The sequence below is a fragment of the Curtobacterium sp. MCLR17_044 genome (assembly GCF_003234435.1).
GTDB lineage: Bacteria > Actinomycetota > Actinomycetes > Actinomycetales > Microbacteriaceae > Curtobacterium > Curtobacterium flaccumfaciens.
Genome location: NZ_QKTC01000022.1, coordinates 40,970 through 57,916 on the forward strand (window position 1 = coordinate 40,970; position 16,947 = coordinate 57,916).

At 72.9% G+C, this 16,947-nt stretch carries 18 protein-coding genes; 13 read left to right on the forward strand and 5 right to left on the reverse strand.

From position 1 onward, the window contains the following. The first annotated feature begins 7 nt into the window (after positions 1–7). Positions 8–1,411, forward strand: a complete 1,404-nt coding sequence (locus tag DEJ04_RS15260) for a M1 family metallopeptidase (RefSeq protein WP_258371394.1) — start codon at positions 8–10, stop codon at positions 1,409–1,411. Here the strand turns inward: DEJ04_RS15260 and DEJ04_RS15265 are convergent. Further along, the gene (locus DEJ04_RS15265; protein WP_027465796.1) at positions 1,374–1,643 is read right to left on the reverse strand and encodes a helix-turn-helix domain-containing protein; all 270 of its coding nucleotides are present in this window, start codon (positions 1,641–1,643) and stop codon (positions 1,374–1,376) included. The two genes, DEJ04_RS15260 and DEJ04_RS15265, sit on opposite strands and share 38 nt — an antisense overlap. 32 nt (positions 1,644–1,675) lie before the next feature. On the opposite strand from DEJ04_RS15265, the gene map reads away from it, so the two are divergent. After that, entirely contained in the window at positions 1,676–2,443 is a 768-nt protein-coding gene (gene map, locus DEJ04_RS15270) for a type I methionyl aminopeptidase (protein WP_111047642.1), read from the forward strand. On the opposite strand, the gene DEJ04_RS15275 is transcribed toward map, so the two are convergent. Then, a complete protein-coding gene (locus tag DEJ04_RS15275) occupies positions 2,427–2,981 on the reverse strand; it encodes a 4'-phosphopantetheinyl transferase superfamily protein (RefSeq protein ID WP_181437846.1) in 555 nt (184 codons plus the stop codon). The genes map and DEJ04_RS15275 overlap by 17 nt on opposite strands. 72 nt (positions 2,982–3,053) lie before the next feature. After that, positions 3,054–3,257, reverse strand: a complete 204-nt coding sequence (locus tag DEJ04_RS15280) for a hypothetical protein (RefSeq protein WP_017885770.1) — start codon at positions 3,255–3,257, stop codon at positions 3,054–3,056. 284 nt (positions 3,258–3,541) lie between these two features. Here DEJ04_RS15280 and DEJ04_RS15285 point away from each other — a divergent pair, with 284 nt between their 5' ends. The 5 genes from DEJ04_RS15285 (at position 3,542) to DEJ04_RS15305 (ending at position 8,889) form a co-directional block, all read left to right on the forward strand. Continuing rightward, positions 3,542–5,398 carry a TPM domain-containing protein gene (locus tag DEJ04_RS15285; protein WP_181437847.1) on the forward strand — a complete coding sequence of 619 codons (1,857 nt, stop codon included), beginning with the start codon at positions 3,542–3,544 and terminating at the stop codon, positions 5,396–5,398. 81 nt (positions 5,399–5,479) lie between these two features. Continuing rightward, on the forward strand, positions 5,480–6,205 hold the full coding sequence (locus DEJ04_RS15290) for a PspA/IM30 family protein (RefSeq protein WP_111047631.1): 726 nt from the start codon (positions 5,480–5,482) through the stop codon (positions 6,203–6,205). 44 nt (positions 6,206–6,249) lie between these two features. Continuing rightward, the gene (locus tag DEJ04_RS15295) at positions 6,250–7,071 is read left to right on the forward strand and encodes an arginase family protein (protein WP_111047632.1); all 822 of its coding nucleotides are present in this window, start codon (positions 6,250–6,252) and stop codon (positions 7,069–7,071) included. 55 nt (positions 7,072–7,126) lie between these two features. Next, complete coding sequence (locus DEJ04_RS15300) at positions 7,127–8,530, forward strand: NAD(P)/FAD-dependent oxidoreductase (protein WP_111047633.1); 1,404 nt, start codon at positions 7,127–7,129, stop codon at positions 8,528–8,530. Between the two features lie 2 nt (positions 8,531–8,532). Next, on the forward strand, positions 8,533–8,889 hold the full coding sequence (locus DEJ04_RS15305; RefSeq protein ID WP_175330772.1) for a Fe-S oxidoreductase: 357 nt from the start codon (positions 8,533–8,535) through the stop codon (positions 8,887–8,889). 166 nt (positions 8,890–9,055) lie between these two features. On the opposite strand, the gene DEJ04_RS15310 is transcribed toward DEJ04_RS15305, so the two are convergent. Both DEJ04_RS15310 and DEJ04_RS15315 read right to left on the reverse strand, forming a co-directional pair. After that, positions 9,056–9,874, reverse strand: coding sequence for an ABC transporter ATP-binding protein (locus DEJ04_RS15310; protein ID WP_111047634.1), 819 nt, complete (start codon positions 9,872–9,874; stop codon positions 9,056–9,058). Further along, a complete protein-coding gene (locus DEJ04_RS15315; RefSeq protein WP_258371395.1) occupies positions 9,874–10,773 on the reverse strand; it encodes a siderophore-interacting protein in 900 nt (299 codons plus the stop codon). The genes DEJ04_RS15310 and DEJ04_RS15315 overlap by 1 nt, the downstream gene beginning before the upstream one ends. 66 nt (positions 10,774–10,839) lie before the next feature. Between DEJ04_RS15315 and DEJ04_RS15320 the strand changes: the two genes are divergently transcribed. Genes DEJ04_RS15320 through DEJ04_RS15345 form a run of 6 tightly spaced genes read left to right on the forward strand, consistent with a single transcriptional unit; the run spans position 10,840 to position 16,923 of the window. After that, positions 10,840–11,850, forward strand: coding sequence for an alpha/beta fold hydrolase (locus tag DEJ04_RS15320; RefSeq protein WP_181437848.1), 1,011 nt, complete (start codon positions 10,840–10,842; stop codon positions 11,848–11,850). Beyond that, positions 11,847–13,391, forward strand: a complete 1,545-nt coding sequence (locus DEJ04_RS15325; protein ID WP_111047637.1) for an ABC transporter substrate-binding protein — start codon at positions 11,847–11,849, stop codon at positions 13,389–13,391. The genes DEJ04_RS15320 and DEJ04_RS15325 overlap by 4 nt, the downstream gene beginning before the upstream one ends. Positions 13,392–13,437: 46 nt before the next feature. Then, positions 13,438–14,391, forward strand: a complete 954-nt coding sequence (locus DEJ04_RS15330; protein WP_111047638.1) for an ABC transporter permease — start codon at positions 13,438–13,440, stop codon at positions 14,389–14,391. Continuing rightward, the gene (locus DEJ04_RS15335) at positions 14,388–15,287 is read left to right on the forward strand and encodes an ABC transporter permease (RefSeq protein ID WP_111047639.1); all 900 of its coding nucleotides are present in this window, start codon (positions 14,388–14,390) and stop codon (positions 15,285–15,287) included. Before DEJ04_RS15330 ends, DEJ04_RS15335 begins: the two co-directional genes overlap by 4 nt. Then, a complete protein-coding gene (locus DEJ04_RS15340) occupies positions 15,284–16,141 on the forward strand; it encodes an ABC transporter ATP-binding protein (RefSeq protein WP_181437849.1) in 858 nt (285 codons plus the stop codon). Before DEJ04_RS15335 ends, DEJ04_RS15340 begins: the two co-directional genes overlap by 4 nt. Beyond that, positions 16,138–16,923: an ABC transporter ATP-binding protein gene (locus tag DEJ04_RS15345; RefSeq protein WP_111024546.1), complete on the forward strand. Its 786-nt coding sequence runs from the start codon at positions 16,138–16,140 to the stop codon at positions 16,921–16,923. Before DEJ04_RS15340 ends, DEJ04_RS15345 begins: the two co-directional genes overlap by 4 nt. The last annotated feature ends 24 nt before the right edge of the window (positions 16,924–16,947 follow it).

A 16,947-nucleotide genomic window follows, 5' to 3' on the forward strand; every position in this document is an offset into this window, starting at 1 on the left:
TGTCCCCGTGCCCTCCGATCCCGCCGCAGACCCGTACACCCCGCACAGCGGCGACCGACGGTGGAGTGCCGAGCACTACGAGCTCCGTCTCGACTACCGCGTCGCCACGAACCGCCTGGACGGCACCGCCACGATCACCGCGCGCGCCCTGGAGCCGCTCGAGAAGGTCGTGATCGACCTGCACGGGCTCACGGTCGACCGGGTCGACGTCGACGGACGCCGGGCGAAGAAGGTCTCGACCGCGACGCACAAGGTGACGGTCACCCCGGCCGACCCCATCGCCGCCGACACCGTGTTCAGCGTGCACCTGCGGTACCGCGGTACCCCGCACCCCGTCCGGAGTGCGTGGGGGCAGCTCGGCTGGGAGGAACTGTCCGACGGCGTCATCGTCGCCGCGCAGCCCACGGGAGCGCCGTCGTGGTTCCCGTGCAACGACCGCCCCGACGACAAGGCCACGTACCGGATCGAGATCGCGGCCGAGGCGGCGTACGACGTCCTGGCGAACGGGGAGCTGCTCGCCAAGGAGCGCGACCGCGTCGGCACCCGCTGGACCTACGCCACCACCGAGCCGATGGCGACCTACCTGGCGACCGTGCAGATCGGCCGGTACCGCACCACGAAGCTGCGCACGAGCGGGGTCCCCGTCACGCTGCACCACCCCGCCGACCTCGCCGCCGCCGCGAAGACCGACTTCGGCCAGGTGCCGGAGATGCTCGCGCTGTTCGGTGACCGGTTCGGCCCGTACCCGTTCGCGGCGTACGGCGTCGTGGTGACCGACGACGACCTGGAGATCCCGCTCGAGGCCCACGGCCTGGCGGTGTTCGGCCGGAACCACGTCGACGGCGAACACGGCACCGACCGCCTCATCGCCCACGAGCTCGCCCACCAGTGGTTCGGCAACTCCGTCACGGTCACCCGGTGGCACGACATCTGGCTGCACGAGGGGTTCGCCTGCTACGCCGAGTGGCTGTGGTCCGAGGACCGCGGGGACGACACCGCCGACCAGCTGGCCGAGCGGTACCGGCAGGGACTGCTCGAACAGCCGGAGGACCTGGTCGTCGGTGACCCGGGCGCGAAGGACATGTTCGACGACCGCGTCTACAAGCGCGGTGCCCTCGCCCTGCACGCCGTCCGCCGCACGTTCGGCGACGACGCCTTCTTCGCCGGGCTGCGGAGCATCACCGAGCGGCACCGTCACGGATCCGTGACCGTGCCGGACGTGCTCCGTGCGTTCGCGGACGCCGCCGGCCGCTCGGTCGCGGACGTCGGTGCGGTGACCGGGCCCTGGATCGACGAGGCGTCGGTGCCGGCGCTGCCCGCTGGCGAGCAGGCTCCGCCGCCGCGTCGACCAGCTCGCGACGCCGCCGCGTCGACTAGCCAGCCAGCTCGCCGTCGGCCGGGTCGCAGCTGACCTCGGACCACACCGCGTCGAGCGACAGCCCGACGACACCCGCGACCGACGCGATGGTCGAGAACGCCGGCGTCGCGATGCGGCCGGTCTCGATCTTCCGGAGCGTCTCCGGCGAGATCCCCGCGGCCAGGGCGGTGTCCACGATCGATCGCGGACCACGGGCACGACGGAGCAGCGCACCGAGGCGACGACCGCGCGCGACCTCGTCGGGGCGGAGTGGGAGACGGACCATGACCACATAGTAATACCGGTATGATCATCCGCGTGATCGAGATCCTGACCCCCGCCGAGGTCGACAAGGGCCGCGCCACCGGAGCCCTCGTCGGCACGATCCTGCAGACCCTGCGCGAACGCACCCGCGTCGGCACGAACCTGCTCGAGATCGACCGGTGGGCGAAGCAGATGATCGAGGCCGCCGGTGCCGACTCCTGCTACGTGGACTACGCACCCTCGTTCGGCCGCGGCCCGTTCGGCCACCACATCTGCACGGCCGTGAACGACGCCGTCCTGCACGGGCTGCCGCACGACCGGGCGCTGCAGGACGGCGACCTGCTGACCCTCGACCTCGCGGTGTCCCTGGACGGCATCGCCGCCGACGCCGCGATCAGCTTCGTCGTCGGTACCGCACGCCCCGAGGATCTCGCACTCATCGACGCCACCGAACGCGCGCTGGCCGCGGGCATCGCCGCCGCCGGACCGGGCGCCCGCATCGGTGACCTGTCCCACGCGATCGGCACCGTGCTCGAGGCCGCGGGCTACCCGGTGAACGTCGAGTTCGGCGGGCACGGCATCGGCTCGACCATGCACCAGGACCCGCACGTGTCGAACACCGGGCGCTCCGGCCGCGGCTACACGCTCCGGCCCGGACTCCTGCTCGCGCTCGAACCGTGGGTGATGGCGGACACCGACGTCCTGGTCACCGACGCCGACGGGTGGACCCTGCGGAGTGCCACCGGAGCGCGGACCGCCCACACCGAGCACACCATCGCGATCACCGAGGACGGCGCCGAGGTGCTCACGCTCCCCCGCTGACCGTCCCGACCACCTCGACGGGCGGGCCACCCGCGGCGACGACGAGCACGACGTCCGGTGCGGGGTACAGCACGGTGAGCGGTTGTTCGGCACCCTCGAACCGGGCAGTACCGGCGGCCACGTCGACCTCCACCGCGAGCGGGTCGACGCGCAGCCCGCGTCCGTCGCGTTTCAGCACCGCTTCCTTCGCCGCCCACGCTGCCGCGAGGAGCGCCGGGTCTCCGTCAGCCCGGAGCAGCTCCCCCGAGGTGAAGGCGTCGAGCGGCGCAGCGGCGACCCGCGAGACCCGTTCGACGTCGACGCCGAGTGCCGACGGTCCGACCGCGAGGGCGACGACGCCCGGCGCGCGCGACAGGCTCACGCCGACCGTGACGCCCGCGACGGTCGCCCACGGACGACCGTGGTCGGTCCCCGCGCAGTGCGGACAGACGCGCCCCGCGCGCACGGCGACCGGCTCGACGCCGGTCGCCGACGCGACGGCGGCGACCAGGGCCTCCCGGTCGTCCGCGCGGTCAGCAGCCGGCGTCCGGAGCGTCACCGTGACGGTCTGGAGGCGCGACCCACCGACCGGGGCAGCGCCCGTCGGTCGTCTGGTCGCGCCCAGAGCGGATCAGGCGTGCGTCAGCGCGATGAGCGCGACGTTCATGGTGCTGTACTGCCCCTCGGAGCGGGTCGCCTGGCGAACTCGTCCGCGCAGGACCTCGTAACGGCCGTCGTGCTCGCGCACGAAACCGATCACACCCGTCGCCGGAGTCGACACCCGGTGGTAGCCGTCCTCGAGCGGGACGACCTCGGTGCTCGTGGTGCGTTCCATCGTTCTTCCCCTTCCGTTCATCCTCGAACAGTGGCGCCAGCATACCCCGGTACGGGGGACAAGACGTCCACGGGAAGCACGGTCCGGAGCGTTCCCCCAGAGTCTGGCGGTGCCCCTGCGTGGCCTGGATAGACTCCGGGCGACAGCGCACTCGTGGCGCGGTCCGGTGCGGTGCCACGGGGTACCGACCGGCGACGGACGGAGGACGGATGCGAGCGGTCCAGCACGGATCGGGCACGGACGGATCGAGCGGGCACAGGGGGACAACGCGGCTGTGGAGCCGTGTGACGGCCGCCCTCGTCGCGATGCTGATCGTCCTGGCTCCGGCAGCGACCGCCCACGCCACGGCGCCCGTCGACCTGGGCGGCGCGTACGTCCTCGACGAGGCCGACGCGCTGACCGCATCCCAGCAGTCGAAGGTCGAGCAGGCCGTGCAGGACCTGTACTCCGAGACCCAGACGCAGCTGTACGTCGTGTTCGTGCCGTCCTTCACCGACCCCACCGACCACACCGAGTGGGGCCGGGCCGTGCTCGAGCAGAACCAGATCGACACCGACGGCATCCTGCTCTCGGTCGCGGTCGACGAGCGGAACTACGACGTGCAGCAGACGAACGAGACCGCGATCTCCTCGTCCGACGTGGAGAACGCCGTCAACGACTCGCTGCTCCCCGAGCTCAAGCAGGGCGACTGGTCCGGCGCCGCCGTGGCCTTCGCCGACGGGCTGACCCAGTCGCAGGCCCCGGTGGACCTGACCTGGCTGTGGATCCTGCTGCTCGTCGTGGTCGTCGGGCTCATCGTCGTGGTCCTGGTCATCCGGACCCGCAACAAGCGCCGCACCGCCGCAGCGACCGAGGCGCAGGAAGCCTCGCTCGCCGACCTCGAACGCACCGCCGGCGGCGCCCTGGTCACCATCGACGACGAACTCCGCACCGCCGAGCAAGAGGTCGGGTTCGCGAGCGCGCAGTTCGGCCCCGACGCCGCCAAGCCCTTCGCCGACGCCGTGCAGGCCGCACAGCGCGAGGTCCGCAAGGCCTTCACGATCCGGCAGCAGCTCGACGACGAGATCCCCGACACCCCGCAGCAGCGCGCCGAGTGGGCGAACCAGATCATCGTGATCTGCGAACGTGCGCACGCCGCGATCGAGGAGCAGACCGAGGCGTTCGACCAGCTCCGCTCGCTCGAGGACGGCATCGAGGACGCGGCCGCATCGCTCGCCCAGGCCGTGGCCGCCGCACCGGCATCGGTCGGGGCCGCCGCCGCTGCGCTCGACCGCGTCCGCGCGCGCTACACCGGCCGCACCCTCGCCACCGTGGCGAACAACGTCGACCAGGCCCACCAGGTGCTCGCCTTCGCCACCGAACGCTCGAACGCCGCCACCGCCTCCATCGCCGCCGGCGACAAGGGCGAGGCGGTCGTGGCCGTGCGCGACGCCCAGCACGCGCTCGCCCAGGTGCAGCAGCTCACCGACGGAGCACTCGCCGCCGAGCAGTCCTTCGACGAGGCCACCGCCCGCGCCGAGGCGATGCGCATCGACATCCAGGGCGACGTCGCCGCCGCCCGCAGCCTGCGCTCGGGCGGGCCGGACCTCGCCGCAGCGGTCACCCGCGCCGAGGCCGTGCTCCGCCAGGGGCTCGACCCGAAGGACCCTGTGGCGGCCGTCGACGCGCTGACACGGGCGAACACCGAGATCGACCAGGCCATCGCCACGGCACGGGGTGCCGAAGAACAGCGCCAGCGGGCCACCCAGGCGCTCGACGCCGCCCTGCGCGACGCCCGGAACCGGATCAGCCAGGCCCGCGATTACGTCTCCCTGCACCGCGGCGGCATCGGCCCGACCGCCCGGACCCGGCTGTCCGAGGCCCAGCGCGCCTACGACGACGCCGTCGAACTCGCCCCGAACAACCCCGGCCAGGCACTCAACGCCGCCCGCGCGGCCGAGCAGTACGCGGCCGCCGCGATGGACGCCGCCAACGACGACCTCGGCGGCTGGGGCGGCGGCCAGGGCGGTGGCGGCGGCGGCGCCCAGCTCGGCGGCCTCGTCACCGGACTCGTCCTCGGCGGCCTGCTCGGCGGACGCGGCGGCAGCTACGGCGGCGGTTCCTTCGGGGGCGGCGGCTTCTCCGGCGGCGGCCGCTTCTGACCCGACGCACTCCCCCCGTCACCCAGAACCAGACACGACCCGACAACACCGTCCACAGGACTTCCACGAAAGGGAACAGCAATGGCCAAGCAGACCATCTTCGGACGCATCTCCACCCTCGTGCGCGCGAACATCAACCAGATCATCGACGACGCCGAGGACCCGCAGAAGATGCTGGACCAGCTCGTCCGCGACTACACGAACAACATCGCCGACGCGAAGACCGCGATCGCGCAGACCATCGGCAACGTGCGCCTGCTCGAGCAGGACCACGAAGAGGACAAGAAGGCCGCGGTCGAGTGGGGCCAGAAGGCCGCCAACGCCTCCACCGCAGCCGACAAGTACCGCTCCGAGGGCAAGACGGCCGAGGCGGACAAGTTCGACAACCTCGCCAAGATCGCCATCGGCAAGCAGATCGCCGCCGAGCAGGAGGTCAAGGACGCGGAGCCGAACCTGGCGTCGCAGAACGAGGCCGTCGAGAAGCTCAAGACCGGTCTCGCCGGCATGGAGCAGAAGCTCGAGCAGCTCCGCGCGAAGCGGGACAACCTCGTCGCCCGCTCGAAGACCGCCGAGGCGCAGTCCCGCGTCAACGACGCCCTCGGCAACATCGACGTGCTCGACCCGACGAGCGACCTCGGCCGCTTCGAGGAGAAGGTCCGCCGCGAAGAGGCGAAGGTGCTCGGCCAGCAGGAGCTGCAGTCGTCGAGCCTCGACGCACAGTTCGAGAGCCTCGAGGACGTCGGCAAGGACGCCGAGGTCGAGGCACGGCTCGCCGCGCTGAAGTCCGGCGGATCCTCGAGCATCTGACGAACGCCCTGACGACGCCGGACCCCAGCTGACAGACTGAGACGATGCACTTCCTCGTGGTCGGTCAGTGGCAGGGTTCGGCGTCGTCGCGCGCGATGCGCCTCGGGGACGGTGCGTCGGCGATCGCGGCCGACCTCCCCCGGGCGTCCACCACCGTGATCGACGTCCCGGCCGGAGCGGGTGACCGCCTCGAGACCGCCGTCGCCCGCTACACCTCGGTGCTCGCCGTCGCCGAACGCGTCGCCGAGGAAACAGCCGTCGCCACCGAACCGGTGCTCGTCGTCGGCGGTGACGGCGCCAGTGTCCTCGGCGCGACCGCCGCCCTCGCACCGGACACCGCGTTCGTCCGCATCTCCGGGTCCAGCGGGTACCGCGCGCTCAACCGGGCACAGCCCGTTGCCGCCGAGACCGCCGCCCTGCGCCTGCTGGTCGACCGCCCCGACGACCTGTTCCCCGGCCTGCCGGTGGTGCCGGCGTCCTCGGTCGTCGTCGCCGGGGTCCGCGGGGTCGAGGACGCCGAACGGGCCGCCCTCGACAAGGCCGGGATCGTGCACCTCGACGTCGACGCCGCCACCCCGGACGCCCTCGCCGCAGCGGTCGAGCGGACCGGTGCCTCGTCGGTGTTCGTGCACGTCGACCTCGACGTCCTCGACCCGTCCGAGGTCGACGGACTCCTCGAACCCGTCCCGTTCGGCCTCGACGGCGCAGCGCTCGTCGAGCGCATCCAGGCCGCGACCCGCGGCCGGCGCCTCGTCGGCGCCGCGCTCACCGGATTCGCCCCAGTCGACCCGGACCGGGCGGTGGACGACCTCGGCGTGATCCTGCGCGTCGTCGGAGCGGTGACCAGCGCCTCCCGGGTGGGCTGACCACACGTCCGACGCGACCGGCGGACGCCCTGCCGTCCCGCGTACGCTCGGCAGCATGACGGACTACGACCTCATCGTGATCGGAGCCGGCGCTGTCGGCGAGAACGTGGCGGACTACGCCAGGAAGCGCGACCTGTCGGTCGCGATCGTGGAGGCCGAGCTCGTCGGCGGCGAGTGCTCCTACTGGGCGTGCATGCCCTCGAAGGCGCTCCTGCGCAGCGGACACGCCCTCGCCGCCGCCAAGCGGCTCGACGGTGCGAAGCAGGCCGTGACCGGCACGCTCGACGCGGCACACGTGCTCGCCCGCCGCAACTCGTTCACCTCGGACTGGAAGGACGACAGCCAGGTCTCGTGGCTCGAGTCCGCCGGCATCGACCTGATCCGCGGGCACGCCCGCATCACCGGCCCGAAGACCATCGACGTCGACGGCGAGACGCACACGGCGCGCGCCGCCGTCGCGGTCGTCACCGGTTCCCTGCACACGCTGCCCCCGGTGCCCGGTCTCGCCGAGGCGAAGCCGTGGGGCACCCGCGAGGGCACCAGCGCCCAGCAGGTCCCCGAGAGCCTGCTCGTCATCGGCGGCGGCGTCTCCGGCTCGGAGCTCGCGACCGCGTGGGCCTCCCTCGGCGCGAAGGTCACCCTCGTCGCCCGGCACGGTCTGCTCGGCGGCATGGAGCCCTTCGCCGGGGAACTCGTCGCCGACTCCCTGCGCGAACTCGGTGTCGACGTCCGCACCGGCGTCAACCCGGTCCGGGTCGACCGCGACGAGCACGGTCTCGTCACCACGGAACTCGACGACGGCACCACGGTCATCACGAGCGAGGTGCTCGCCGCCACCGGCCGCGCCGCACACACGCGTGACCTCGGGCTCGAGACCGTCGGCCTGACCGCGGGCGACTGGCTCGACGTCGACGACACCATGCTCGTGCACGGCACCGACTGGTTGTACGCCGTGGGTGACGTCAACCACCGCGTCCTGCTCACGCACCAGGGCAAGTACCAGGCGCGTGCCGCCGGCGAGGCGATCGCCGCCCGGTACCAGGGCACGCCACTGCACGCCGAGCCGTGGGGTGCCCACGTCGCCACCGCCGACCACGCCGCCTCGCCGCAGGTCACCTTCACCGACCCCGAGGTCGCGAGCGTCGGCCTGACCGAGGCGAAGGCCCGCGAACAGGGGCTGAACGTCCGCGCGGTCGAGTACGACCTCGGTGCGATCGCCGGGTCCTCGCTGCAGGCGGACGGCTACACGGGCCGCGCGAAGATGGTCGTCGACGAGGACCGCGGGGTCGTCGTGGGCGTCACGTTCGTCGGCCAGGACGTCGCCGAGATGCTGCACGGTGCCACCGTCGCCGTCGTGGGCGAGGTCCCGATCGACCGCCTGTGGCACGCGGTGCCGGCCTACCCGACGATGAACGAGATCTGGCTCCGCCTGCTCGAGACGTACGGCCGCCCGGCCTGAGCGTGCGCAACCCGCTGCTCGACTCCCCCGTGTCCCGCGCGGGGTGGGTGTTCGCGACCGCCGTCGGGCTCGCCGTGGGCGTCCCCCTGTCGACCGGGCGGATCCGGGTGGAGGACGGGCTCGTCGTCTGCACGGGGCTGCCGCGCTGGGTGTTCCGGCGCGGCGGCACCTGCGTCGGTTCGGTGTACCTGACCCGCGACAACGACGGCCCGCGGGTGCTCCGGCACGAGCGGGTGCACGTCGAGCAGTGGCGCCGGTACGGGATGCTCATGCCGCTGCTCTACGCCGTCGCCGGGCGGGATCCCCTGCGGAACCGGTTCGAGGTCGAGGCCGGCCTGGAGGACGGCGGCTACCGCTGACGGGTGCGCGTGCGCGTGCGGGGCGGGGCGGGTGCGGCGCGGGTGTGCTGCGGTCGCACGACACGCCGCGTGCGCGTCGTCGTGGTCGCGCGAACTGTCGCCCCGACGCCGGGCAGGCGGCAGATCGTGCGACCTCGGCCCGGCCCGGCCCCAGCCGGCCCGTGCGTCAGGCCGCGCGCCGCCGCGGCACCACGAGCGGAGTGCCGGTCTCGGGGTCGGGGACGACGACGCACGGCAGGCCGAAGACGTCCTCGACGAGGTCCGCGGTGAGCACCGACGACGGCTTGCCCGCCGAGACGATCGCCCCGTCGCGCATCGCGATGACGTGGGTGGCGTAGCGCGCGGCCTGGTTCAGGTCGTGCAGCACCGCGACGACCGTGCGACCGGCGGCGTGCAGCGTTGAGGCGAGTTCGAGCACGTCGTACTGGTGCGCGATGTCGAGGAACGTCGTCGGCTCGTCGAGCAGCACGATGTCGGTCTGCTGCGCGAGCACCATCGCGATCCACACCCGCTGCCGCTGCCCGCCGGAGAGCTCGTCGACGCTCCGGTCCGCCAGTTCCACCGTCGACGTCTGCTCGAGCGCGGCCTGCACGGCCTGCCGGTCTGATCCGGACGAGGGGTGCAGCAGGTCCTGGTGCGGGAACCGGCCCCGGGACACGAGGTCACGCACGGTGATGCCGTCGGGGGCGATCGGGGTCTGCGGGAGCATCCCGACGCGCCGGGCGACGGCCTTCGGGCGGTACGAGTCGATCGGCGCCCCGTCGAGGAAGACCGTGCCGGCTCGTGGCTTCAGGGTGCGGGCGAAGGACTTCAGCAGCGTCGACTTGCCGCAGGCGTTCGGCCCGACGATGACCGTGAGTTCGCCGTCGGGGATGTCGACGTCGAGCGTGTCCACCACGACCCGGTCGTCGTACGCCAGGGTCAGCCCACGGGCCCCCAGCGCGGTGGTCGGGACCGGACCGAGCGCGGTGCCCGCGGTCGGCATCAGTGCTCGGCCTTGCCGTGCCGCCAGTAGCCCATGAACGCGACCTGCTTGCGGTCGATGCCGACGCCGCGCACCAGGTGGCGGCGGAGTTCCTTGACGCAGCCGGCCTCGCCCGCGATCCACGCGTAGACGGGGCGCTCGTCGACCGGGGCGGGGACGTCCCACAGCACCTGCTCGTCGACGTCGACGTCGGTGAGCTCGGCGGCCGGCTCGCACGCGGCGGCGGACGGCGCGACGGTGGAGGCCCAGGCGTGCACCTGGTCGGTCATCCGGACCCCGTGGGTGGCGCCGTTGCGGGCGATCCAGCGGACCTCGACCCCGGCGGGCGCGGTGACCGGCAGCCGGTCGGCGTCGGTGGGCACCTCGATGAAGACGTGGCCGACGGTCGAGACGTCGAGGGCTTCGAGGATGGCGCAGATGGCGGGTGCGGCGGTCTCGTCCCCGGCGAGCAGGATCCGGTTCGCGTGCCCGGGAGCGAACTCGGCGGCCCCGGTCGGCAGGTCCTCCGGCGACTCGGGGACCCGCGGCCCGACGATGCGCAGCTCGTCACCGACGCGGCAGGCCGACACCCAGCGCGACGCCGGACCGGTGTCGCCGTGCGCGACGAAGTCGATGTCGAGCTCGCGGGCGTCCGGCCGGAACGAGCGGACCGTGTACGTGCGGAGCGGGTTGCGGGCGTCGTCCGGCAGCGCGCGCCAGGCGGCGTACCAATCCTCGTCCTCCGGCAGTTCGGAGAAGCCGACGCCGGGCAGGGGCAGCACGATCTTGATCCGCTGGTCGAGACCGACCGAGGAGAAGTCGGCGAGCGCGTCGCCCGTCAGCGTGACCCGGACGAAGTTCGGGGTGAGCAACGTGACGGCGGCCACACGGACGGAGAAGACGCGATACCGGGTTGCCACGGAATCGAGTATGGCATGCCTTACCTAACGTCTCCAGGCCCCCGGAACGGTGCGAGGATCGTCCCCGTGTCCGAAGCCCCCGACGACGAATTCGCCGACCTGCCCGCCCTCGCCAGCGCGAGCGGCGTCCCTGAGCCGCTCCGCGCCTCCAGGCAGGTGGTCCGCACCGCGGACGGGCAGGAGACCTCCGCGATCCGGTGGGGCGACGACGGCCAGGAGGCTCGGATCACCTACCTGCACGGGCTCGGCATCGACGCCCACAGCTTCGACACCACGGCACTCGCCGTGGGCGAGCCGGCGGTCGCCCTCGACCTGCCCGGCCACGGCCGGTCGTCGTGGCGGGAGGACGCGGACTACGCGGCGGCCGCGACGGCGCCGAGCGTGCTCGCCGCGCTCGACGCGCTCGCGGTGCCGCCGGGCATCGTCGTCGGCCACTCGCTCGGCGCCATCCTGTCCGCCCGACTCGCGGCCACCGCGCCGGAGCGGGTGACCGGACTCGTGCTCGTCGACATGTCGCCGGACTTCGCGCAGCGTGCCGTCGACCGGATCGCCCGCGCGCTCGAGGCCGAGGAGCCGTTCGAGTCGCTCGAGCAGGTCGTCGACCGGGCGATCGAGGCGCGGGTCGGCGACGACCGGCAGGTGCTGCTGCGCGAGGCCCGGCACACGACGGCCCTCGGTGCGGACGGGCGACTCGTTCGCCGTCACCACTTCCCGCACCTGCCCGCCGGGCGGACGTCGTCGGTGGGGCGCTTCGCCGATGCGTGGCCGGACCTCGAGGCCCTGCGCGTGCCGATCCTGCTCGTCCGGGGTGACCGCGGGTACGTCTCCCCGAAGCTGCACGCCGGGTTCGCCGAACGTCTGCCGGACGCCGAGATCGTGACGGTGACCTCGCGGCACGCGGTGCAGAACCAGGCACCCCTCGAACTGGCTTCGGCGATCCGGGCATGGGCGGAGCGGCACGGATTGTTGCACCCGATCGAAGAACCGTCGCCGGACGGCACCAGCCGCCGGTACCCTCGTGCGAGCGCGAGGCCCGATCCCAGCCCTCGTGCCCGGAAGGAACCCACCACCCCATGAGTCCGCTCCTGCCCCGTCGCACTGCGCGCACCTCGCGCATCGGGCGCGCTGCCCTCGCCGCCACCGCCGTCGCCGTCGTCTCCGCCCTGGCGCTGACCGGCTGCTCCGGCTCGTCCGACACCACCGGCGGCAAGGACGCCACGGTGCGCGTCGGGCTGGTGCTCGAGCCGACGAGTCTCGACATCCGCACCCAGTCCGGGGCGGCGCTCGACCAGGTGCTCATCGACAACGTGTACCAGGGGCTCGTCGGCCGGACCGCCGACGGCGAGATCCGTGACGTGCTGGCCTCATCGCACGAGGTCTCGAAGGACGGCCTGACCTACACGTTCACGCTGCGGGACGGCACGACGTTCCAGGACGGCAAGCCGGTCACCGCAGCCGACGTCGTCTGGTCGCTCGAGCAGGTCAAGTCGAACGACTCGTACGTCGACTCGGCCAAGCTCGCGGGCGTCACGTCGATCACCTCGCCGTCGGACGACTCCGTCGTGCTGCAACTGGCGAAGCCGGACTCCGACCTGCTCTGGAACCTGACCGGCCGCTCCGGCCTGGTGCTCGAGAAGGCGGCCGACAACGACCTGTCCGACAGCGCCAACGGCACCGGTCCGTTCGAGGTGGCCGACTGGAAGCAGGGCGACTCGCTCACCTTCGACCGCAACGAGGACTACTGGGGCACGAAGGCGAAGGTCGCGAAGATCGTCTTCCGGTACATCACGGACCCGTCGACCGCCGTCAACGCGATGGCGAACGGTGACCTCGACGTCCTGAACCCGGTCGACGGCACGCTCAAGAGCCAGCTGCAGGGCAACGCCGACATCGCGCTGCACAGCGGCAAGACGACCGACAAGTACACGCTGGCGTTCAACGACCGCAAGGAACCGTTCACGGACGAGCGCGTGCGCCGGGCCATCCGGCAGGCGATCGACGCGAAGGCGCTCATCAAGGCGATCGGCGGCACCGGCGTGGAGCAGGGTGGCCCGATCCCGGAGCTCGACCCCGGCTACGAGGACCTCACCGACATCGACGCGTACGACCCCGCGAACGCGAAGAAGCTCCTGGCCGCCGCCGGCCAGCAGGACCTGAAGCTGACGCTCACCTACGCGAACATCTACCCGACGACGATCGGCGACGTGCTGAAGTCGCAGCTCGCCGACGTCGGGATCACCCTGACGGTCAAGCGCGTCGACTTCGCCACCTGGCTGTCCTCGGTGTTCCAGGCGCCGAAGTCCGGCGAGCGGGACTTCGACCTGTCGATGGTCGACCACGTCGAGGCCCGTGACTTCGGCAACTGGGCGAACCCGGACTACTACTTCGGGTACGACAACCCGAAGGTGCAGGCCCTCTACGCCCAGTCGATCGCGGCGACCGACGAGGCCACGAAGACCGAGGCACTCCGCAAGGCTGCACGCATCGTCAGCGAGGACGCGGCCGGCGAGTGGCTCTACACGGCGACCGAGATCACCGCGGTGCGCTCCGGCGTGACGGGCTTCCCGGTCGACGGCGGCAACTCGCGCCTCGACCTGGCGAAGCTCGCGGTCAAGTGACCCGGAGCGGCCGCGGCGGGGTGTCCGTCCCCGTAGCATCGGTGTCGTGACCCGGTTCCTCATCGGGCGGGTGCTCCTGCTCGTCGTCGGCCTGCTCGTGGCGAGCGTCATCATCTTCGCCACGCTCCGCGTGCTGCCCGGTGACGTCGCCCAGGTCGTCGCCGGCACGCAGTCGACCCCCGCGCAGGTGGAGCAGCTCCGCCAGCAGCTCGGACTCGACCGGCCCGTCGTGGTGCAGTACCTCGACTGGATCGGCGGGGTGTTCCGCGGTGACCTCGGCCGCTCGCTGGTGACGAACGGTGCCGTCGCACCGGAGATCGCGCAGAAGCTCGCGATCACCCTGCCGCTCGCCGCGATGTCCCTGGCGACCGCCCTGGTGATCGGTGTCCCGCTCGGGGTGGTCGCCGCGGTGCTCCGTCGACGCCCGGGCGGTGCGGTGATCGGGTTCGGGGCGCAGGCGGTCGCCGCCGTGCCCGTCGTGTGGGCCGGCATGCTCCTCGTCGCCCTGTTCGCGGTGACGCTGCACTGGCTGCCGACGCAGGGCTTCCCGCTCGACGGCTGGTCGGAACCCGGGCGGGCGTTCGCGTCGCTCGTGCTGCCCGCGCTGACGATCGGTGCGGTCGAGGGCGCCGTGATCCTCCGGTTCACCCGGTCCGCCACGCTCTCCGTCCTCGACGCCGACCACCTGCGCACCGCCGCCGCCGTCGGGCTCACCCGCACACAGGCGCTGCTCCGCCACGGTCTGCCGAGCGTCGCCCTCACGGTGCTCGCCGTGCTCGGCGTCCAGATCGCCGGGCTGCTCGTCGGTGCCGTCGTCGTCGAGCAGCTGTTCTCCCTGCCCGGGGTGGGCCGGATGCTCGTGACCGACGTCGGCCGCCGCGACATCACGAAGGTGCAGTCGGAACTGCTCGTGCTCACCGGACTCGTGCTGCTCGTCGGGTTCGCCGTCGACGTCGTGCACCGCACCCTCGACCCCCGACAGCGCGAGGTGCAGGGATGATCCGCCGCCTGGTGTCCCGACCGACCGGGGTCTTCGCCGTCGTCGTGCTCGGCCTGCTGCTCGTGCTCGCGGCCGTGTCGCTCGTCTGGACACCGCAGAACCCGTTCCGCGCCGACCCGTTCCACCAGTGGGAGGGGCCGAGCGCCGCGCACTGGTTCGGCACCGACGCCGCCGGCCGCGACATCGCGAGCTACCTGCTCGCCGGCACCCGCACCACCGTGCTCGTCGCCGTCGGCTCCGGGGTGATCGCGAGCGTCGTCGGCATCGTCCTCACCGCGATCGGTTCGCTCACCGCCCGCTGGGTGCGCGAGGGCACCGCGGTCCTGCTCGACATCCTGGTGGCGTTCCCGACCCTGCTCACCGCGATGCTCCTGACCGCGGTGTTCGGCGGGTCGCTCGGCGTCGTGATCGTCAGCGTCGGGCTGTCCTTCGGCGTGACGATCGCCCGCGTGGCCCGCGGTGAGATCCGGCGGATCGCCCGGAGCGACTACGTGACCGCGGCCCGGGCGTCCGGCGTCGGCGGTGCCGGGGTGCTCTTCCGTCACCTGGTGCCGAACGCGGCGCCGCTGTTCACCGTGCAGTTGTCGCTCGCGATGGCCACGGCGGTGCTCGCCGAGGCCGGGCTGTCCTACCTGGGCTACGGCGCCGGATCGGACACCGCGTCCTGGGGCAGCCTGCTGTCCGACCTGCAGACCTACATCGGGGTCCACCCGTGGAGTGCGACCTGGCCGGGAGCCGCCATCGCCCTCGTCGTCGCGGCACTGTCGTTGCTCGGCGACGCGGTGCGGGACGCCTCGGACCCGCGGCTGACGACGAGCGACCGGACGTCAACCCACGGCACGACGAGCGGCCGGAGCGCCGACCCGGCGACGACCAACCCGGGGGTGACCGCATGACCGCCGACGCACACGACGGATCCGGCCCCGACCACGCAGCCGGCCCCACCGGCGCAGCCGGCACCGCCCACGCCACCGCAGCCTCCGGACTCGAGGTGCGCGGGTTGTCGGTCCGCATCACGGGGCGGACGATCCTCGACGACGTCACCTTCACCGTGCCTCCCGGCCAGCGCGTCGGCGTGATCGGCGCGAGCGGATCCGGCAAGTCGATGACCTCGCTCGCCCTGATGGGCCTGGAGCCCACCGGCGCCGTCGTGACCGGCAGCGTCCGCCTGGACGGCACCGAACTCGTCGGCCTGCCCGACCGCGAGCGCGCGCGACACCGTGGGGCGGGCATCGCGATGGTGTTCCAGGAGCCGGGGACGGCGCTCGACCCGCTGCGCCGTGTCGGCGCGCAGATCGCGGAGCCGCTCCGGCTGCACCGCGGGCTCGACCGACGCGCGGCGCGCGCGGCAGCCGTCGACCTGGCGGCGTCCGTGGGCCTGCCCGACCCGGAGTCGCTGCTGCGGCAGTACCCGCACCAGCTGTCCGGCGGACAACGGCAGCGGATCTGCATCGCGATGGCGATGGCCGGCGAGCCGTCGTACCTGGTGGCCGACGAGCCGACCACGGCGCTCGACGTCACCACCGAGGCCCGCATCCTCGACCTCTTCGAGCACCTGCCGGCGGGCATGGTGTTCGTCACCCACGACCTCGCCGTGCTCGCGCGCATCGCCGACACCGCAGTGGTGCTCGACGCCGGCCGGGTGGTCGAGCAGGGCCGCGTCGCAGACCTGCTCGCCGCACCGCAGCACCCCGCCACCGCCGCGCTCGTCGACGCCGCACGTGCCACCGCCAGGAGGACCGCCCCGTGACCCTCCCCGTCCTCGAGGCCACCGGTCTCCACCGCACCTACCGACTCCCCCGTCGCGGCCCGTTCGAGCCCGGTCCGGTCCGCACCGCCGTCGACGGTGTCGACCTGACGGTCGCCCCCGGCGCACGGCTCGGCATCGTCGGCGAATCGGGATCCGGCAAGTCCACGCTGGTCCGGCTGCTCGCCGGCCTGGAGGCCCCTTCCGCCGGCACCGTCGCCGCCTCCGGCCGTCCGGTGGTCGCGTCCCGGTCCGCGCGTGCGTTGCGCTGGTTCCGTCGCGAGACCGGGGTGGTGTTCCAGGACCCGTACGCGTCCCTCGACCCGCGGATGCGCGTCGGCGCGATCGTCGCCGAGCCGCTGCGGGCCCTGCAGGTCCCGGGGTCGCACGACGACCTGGTCCGTGCCGTGCTGGAGCGCGTCGACCTGCCTGCCGACACGGTCGACCGGTACCCGCACGAGTTCTCCGGCGGGCAACGGCAGCGGATCGCGATCGCCCGGGCCGTGGTGCACTCGCCCCGGATCCTGTTCGGCGACGAGCCGATGAGTGCCCTCGACGTGGTGGTCCGTGCCCGGGTGATCGAGCTGTTCCGGTCGCTCGCCGACGACCTCGGGCTGACGCTCGTGCTGGTGTCGCACGACATCGGGGTCGTGCAGCGGCTGTGCGACACGGTCGCGGTGATGTCCGACGGCCGCATCGTTGAGCACGGGCCGGTGTCGCTCCTCGATGCGCCGCAGCACCCGGTGACGCGGGCGTTGGTGGCGGCGGCGCCGACGCTGCCGTAGGCGGCGGGCGGCGCCGCCGCCACC

Coding starts and splice junctions, on each gene's coding strand:
- DEJ04_RS15265 (WP_027465796.1), bottom strand. CDS start 1,643: ATGGTCCGTCTCCCACTCCGCCCCGACGAGGTCGCGCGCGGTCGTCGC.
- DEJ04_RS15280 (WP_017885770.1), bottom strand. CDS start 3,257: ATGGAACGCACCACGAGCACCGAGGTCGTCCCGCTCGAGGACGGCTAC.
- DEJ04_RS15290 (WP_111047631.1), top strand. CDS start 5,480: ATGGCCAAGCAGACCATCTTCGGACGCATCTCCACCCTCGTGCGCGCG.
- DEJ04_RS15295 (WP_111047632.1), top strand. CDS start 6,250: ATGCACTTCCTCGTGGTCGGTCAGTGGCAGGGTTCGGCGTCGTCGCGC.
- DEJ04_RS15300 (WP_111047633.1), top strand. CDS start 7,127: ATGACGGACTACGACCTCATCGTGATCGGAGCCGGCGCTGTCGGCGAG.
- DEJ04_RS15310 (WP_111047634.1), bottom strand. CDS start 9,874: ATGCCGACCGCGGGCACCGCGCTCGGTCCGGTCCCGACCACCGCGCTG.
- DEJ04_RS15325 (WP_111047637.1), top strand. CDS start 11,847: ATGAGTCCGCTCCTGCCCCGTCGCACTGCGCGCACCTCGCGCATCGGG.
- DEJ04_RS15335 (WP_111047639.1), top strand. CDS start 14,388: ATGATCCGCCGCCTGGTGTCCCGACCGACCGGGGTCTTCGCCGTCGTC.
- DEJ04_RS15340 (WP_181437849.1), top strand. CDS start 15,284: ATGACCGCCGACGCACACGACGGATCCGGCCCCGACCACGCAGCCGGC.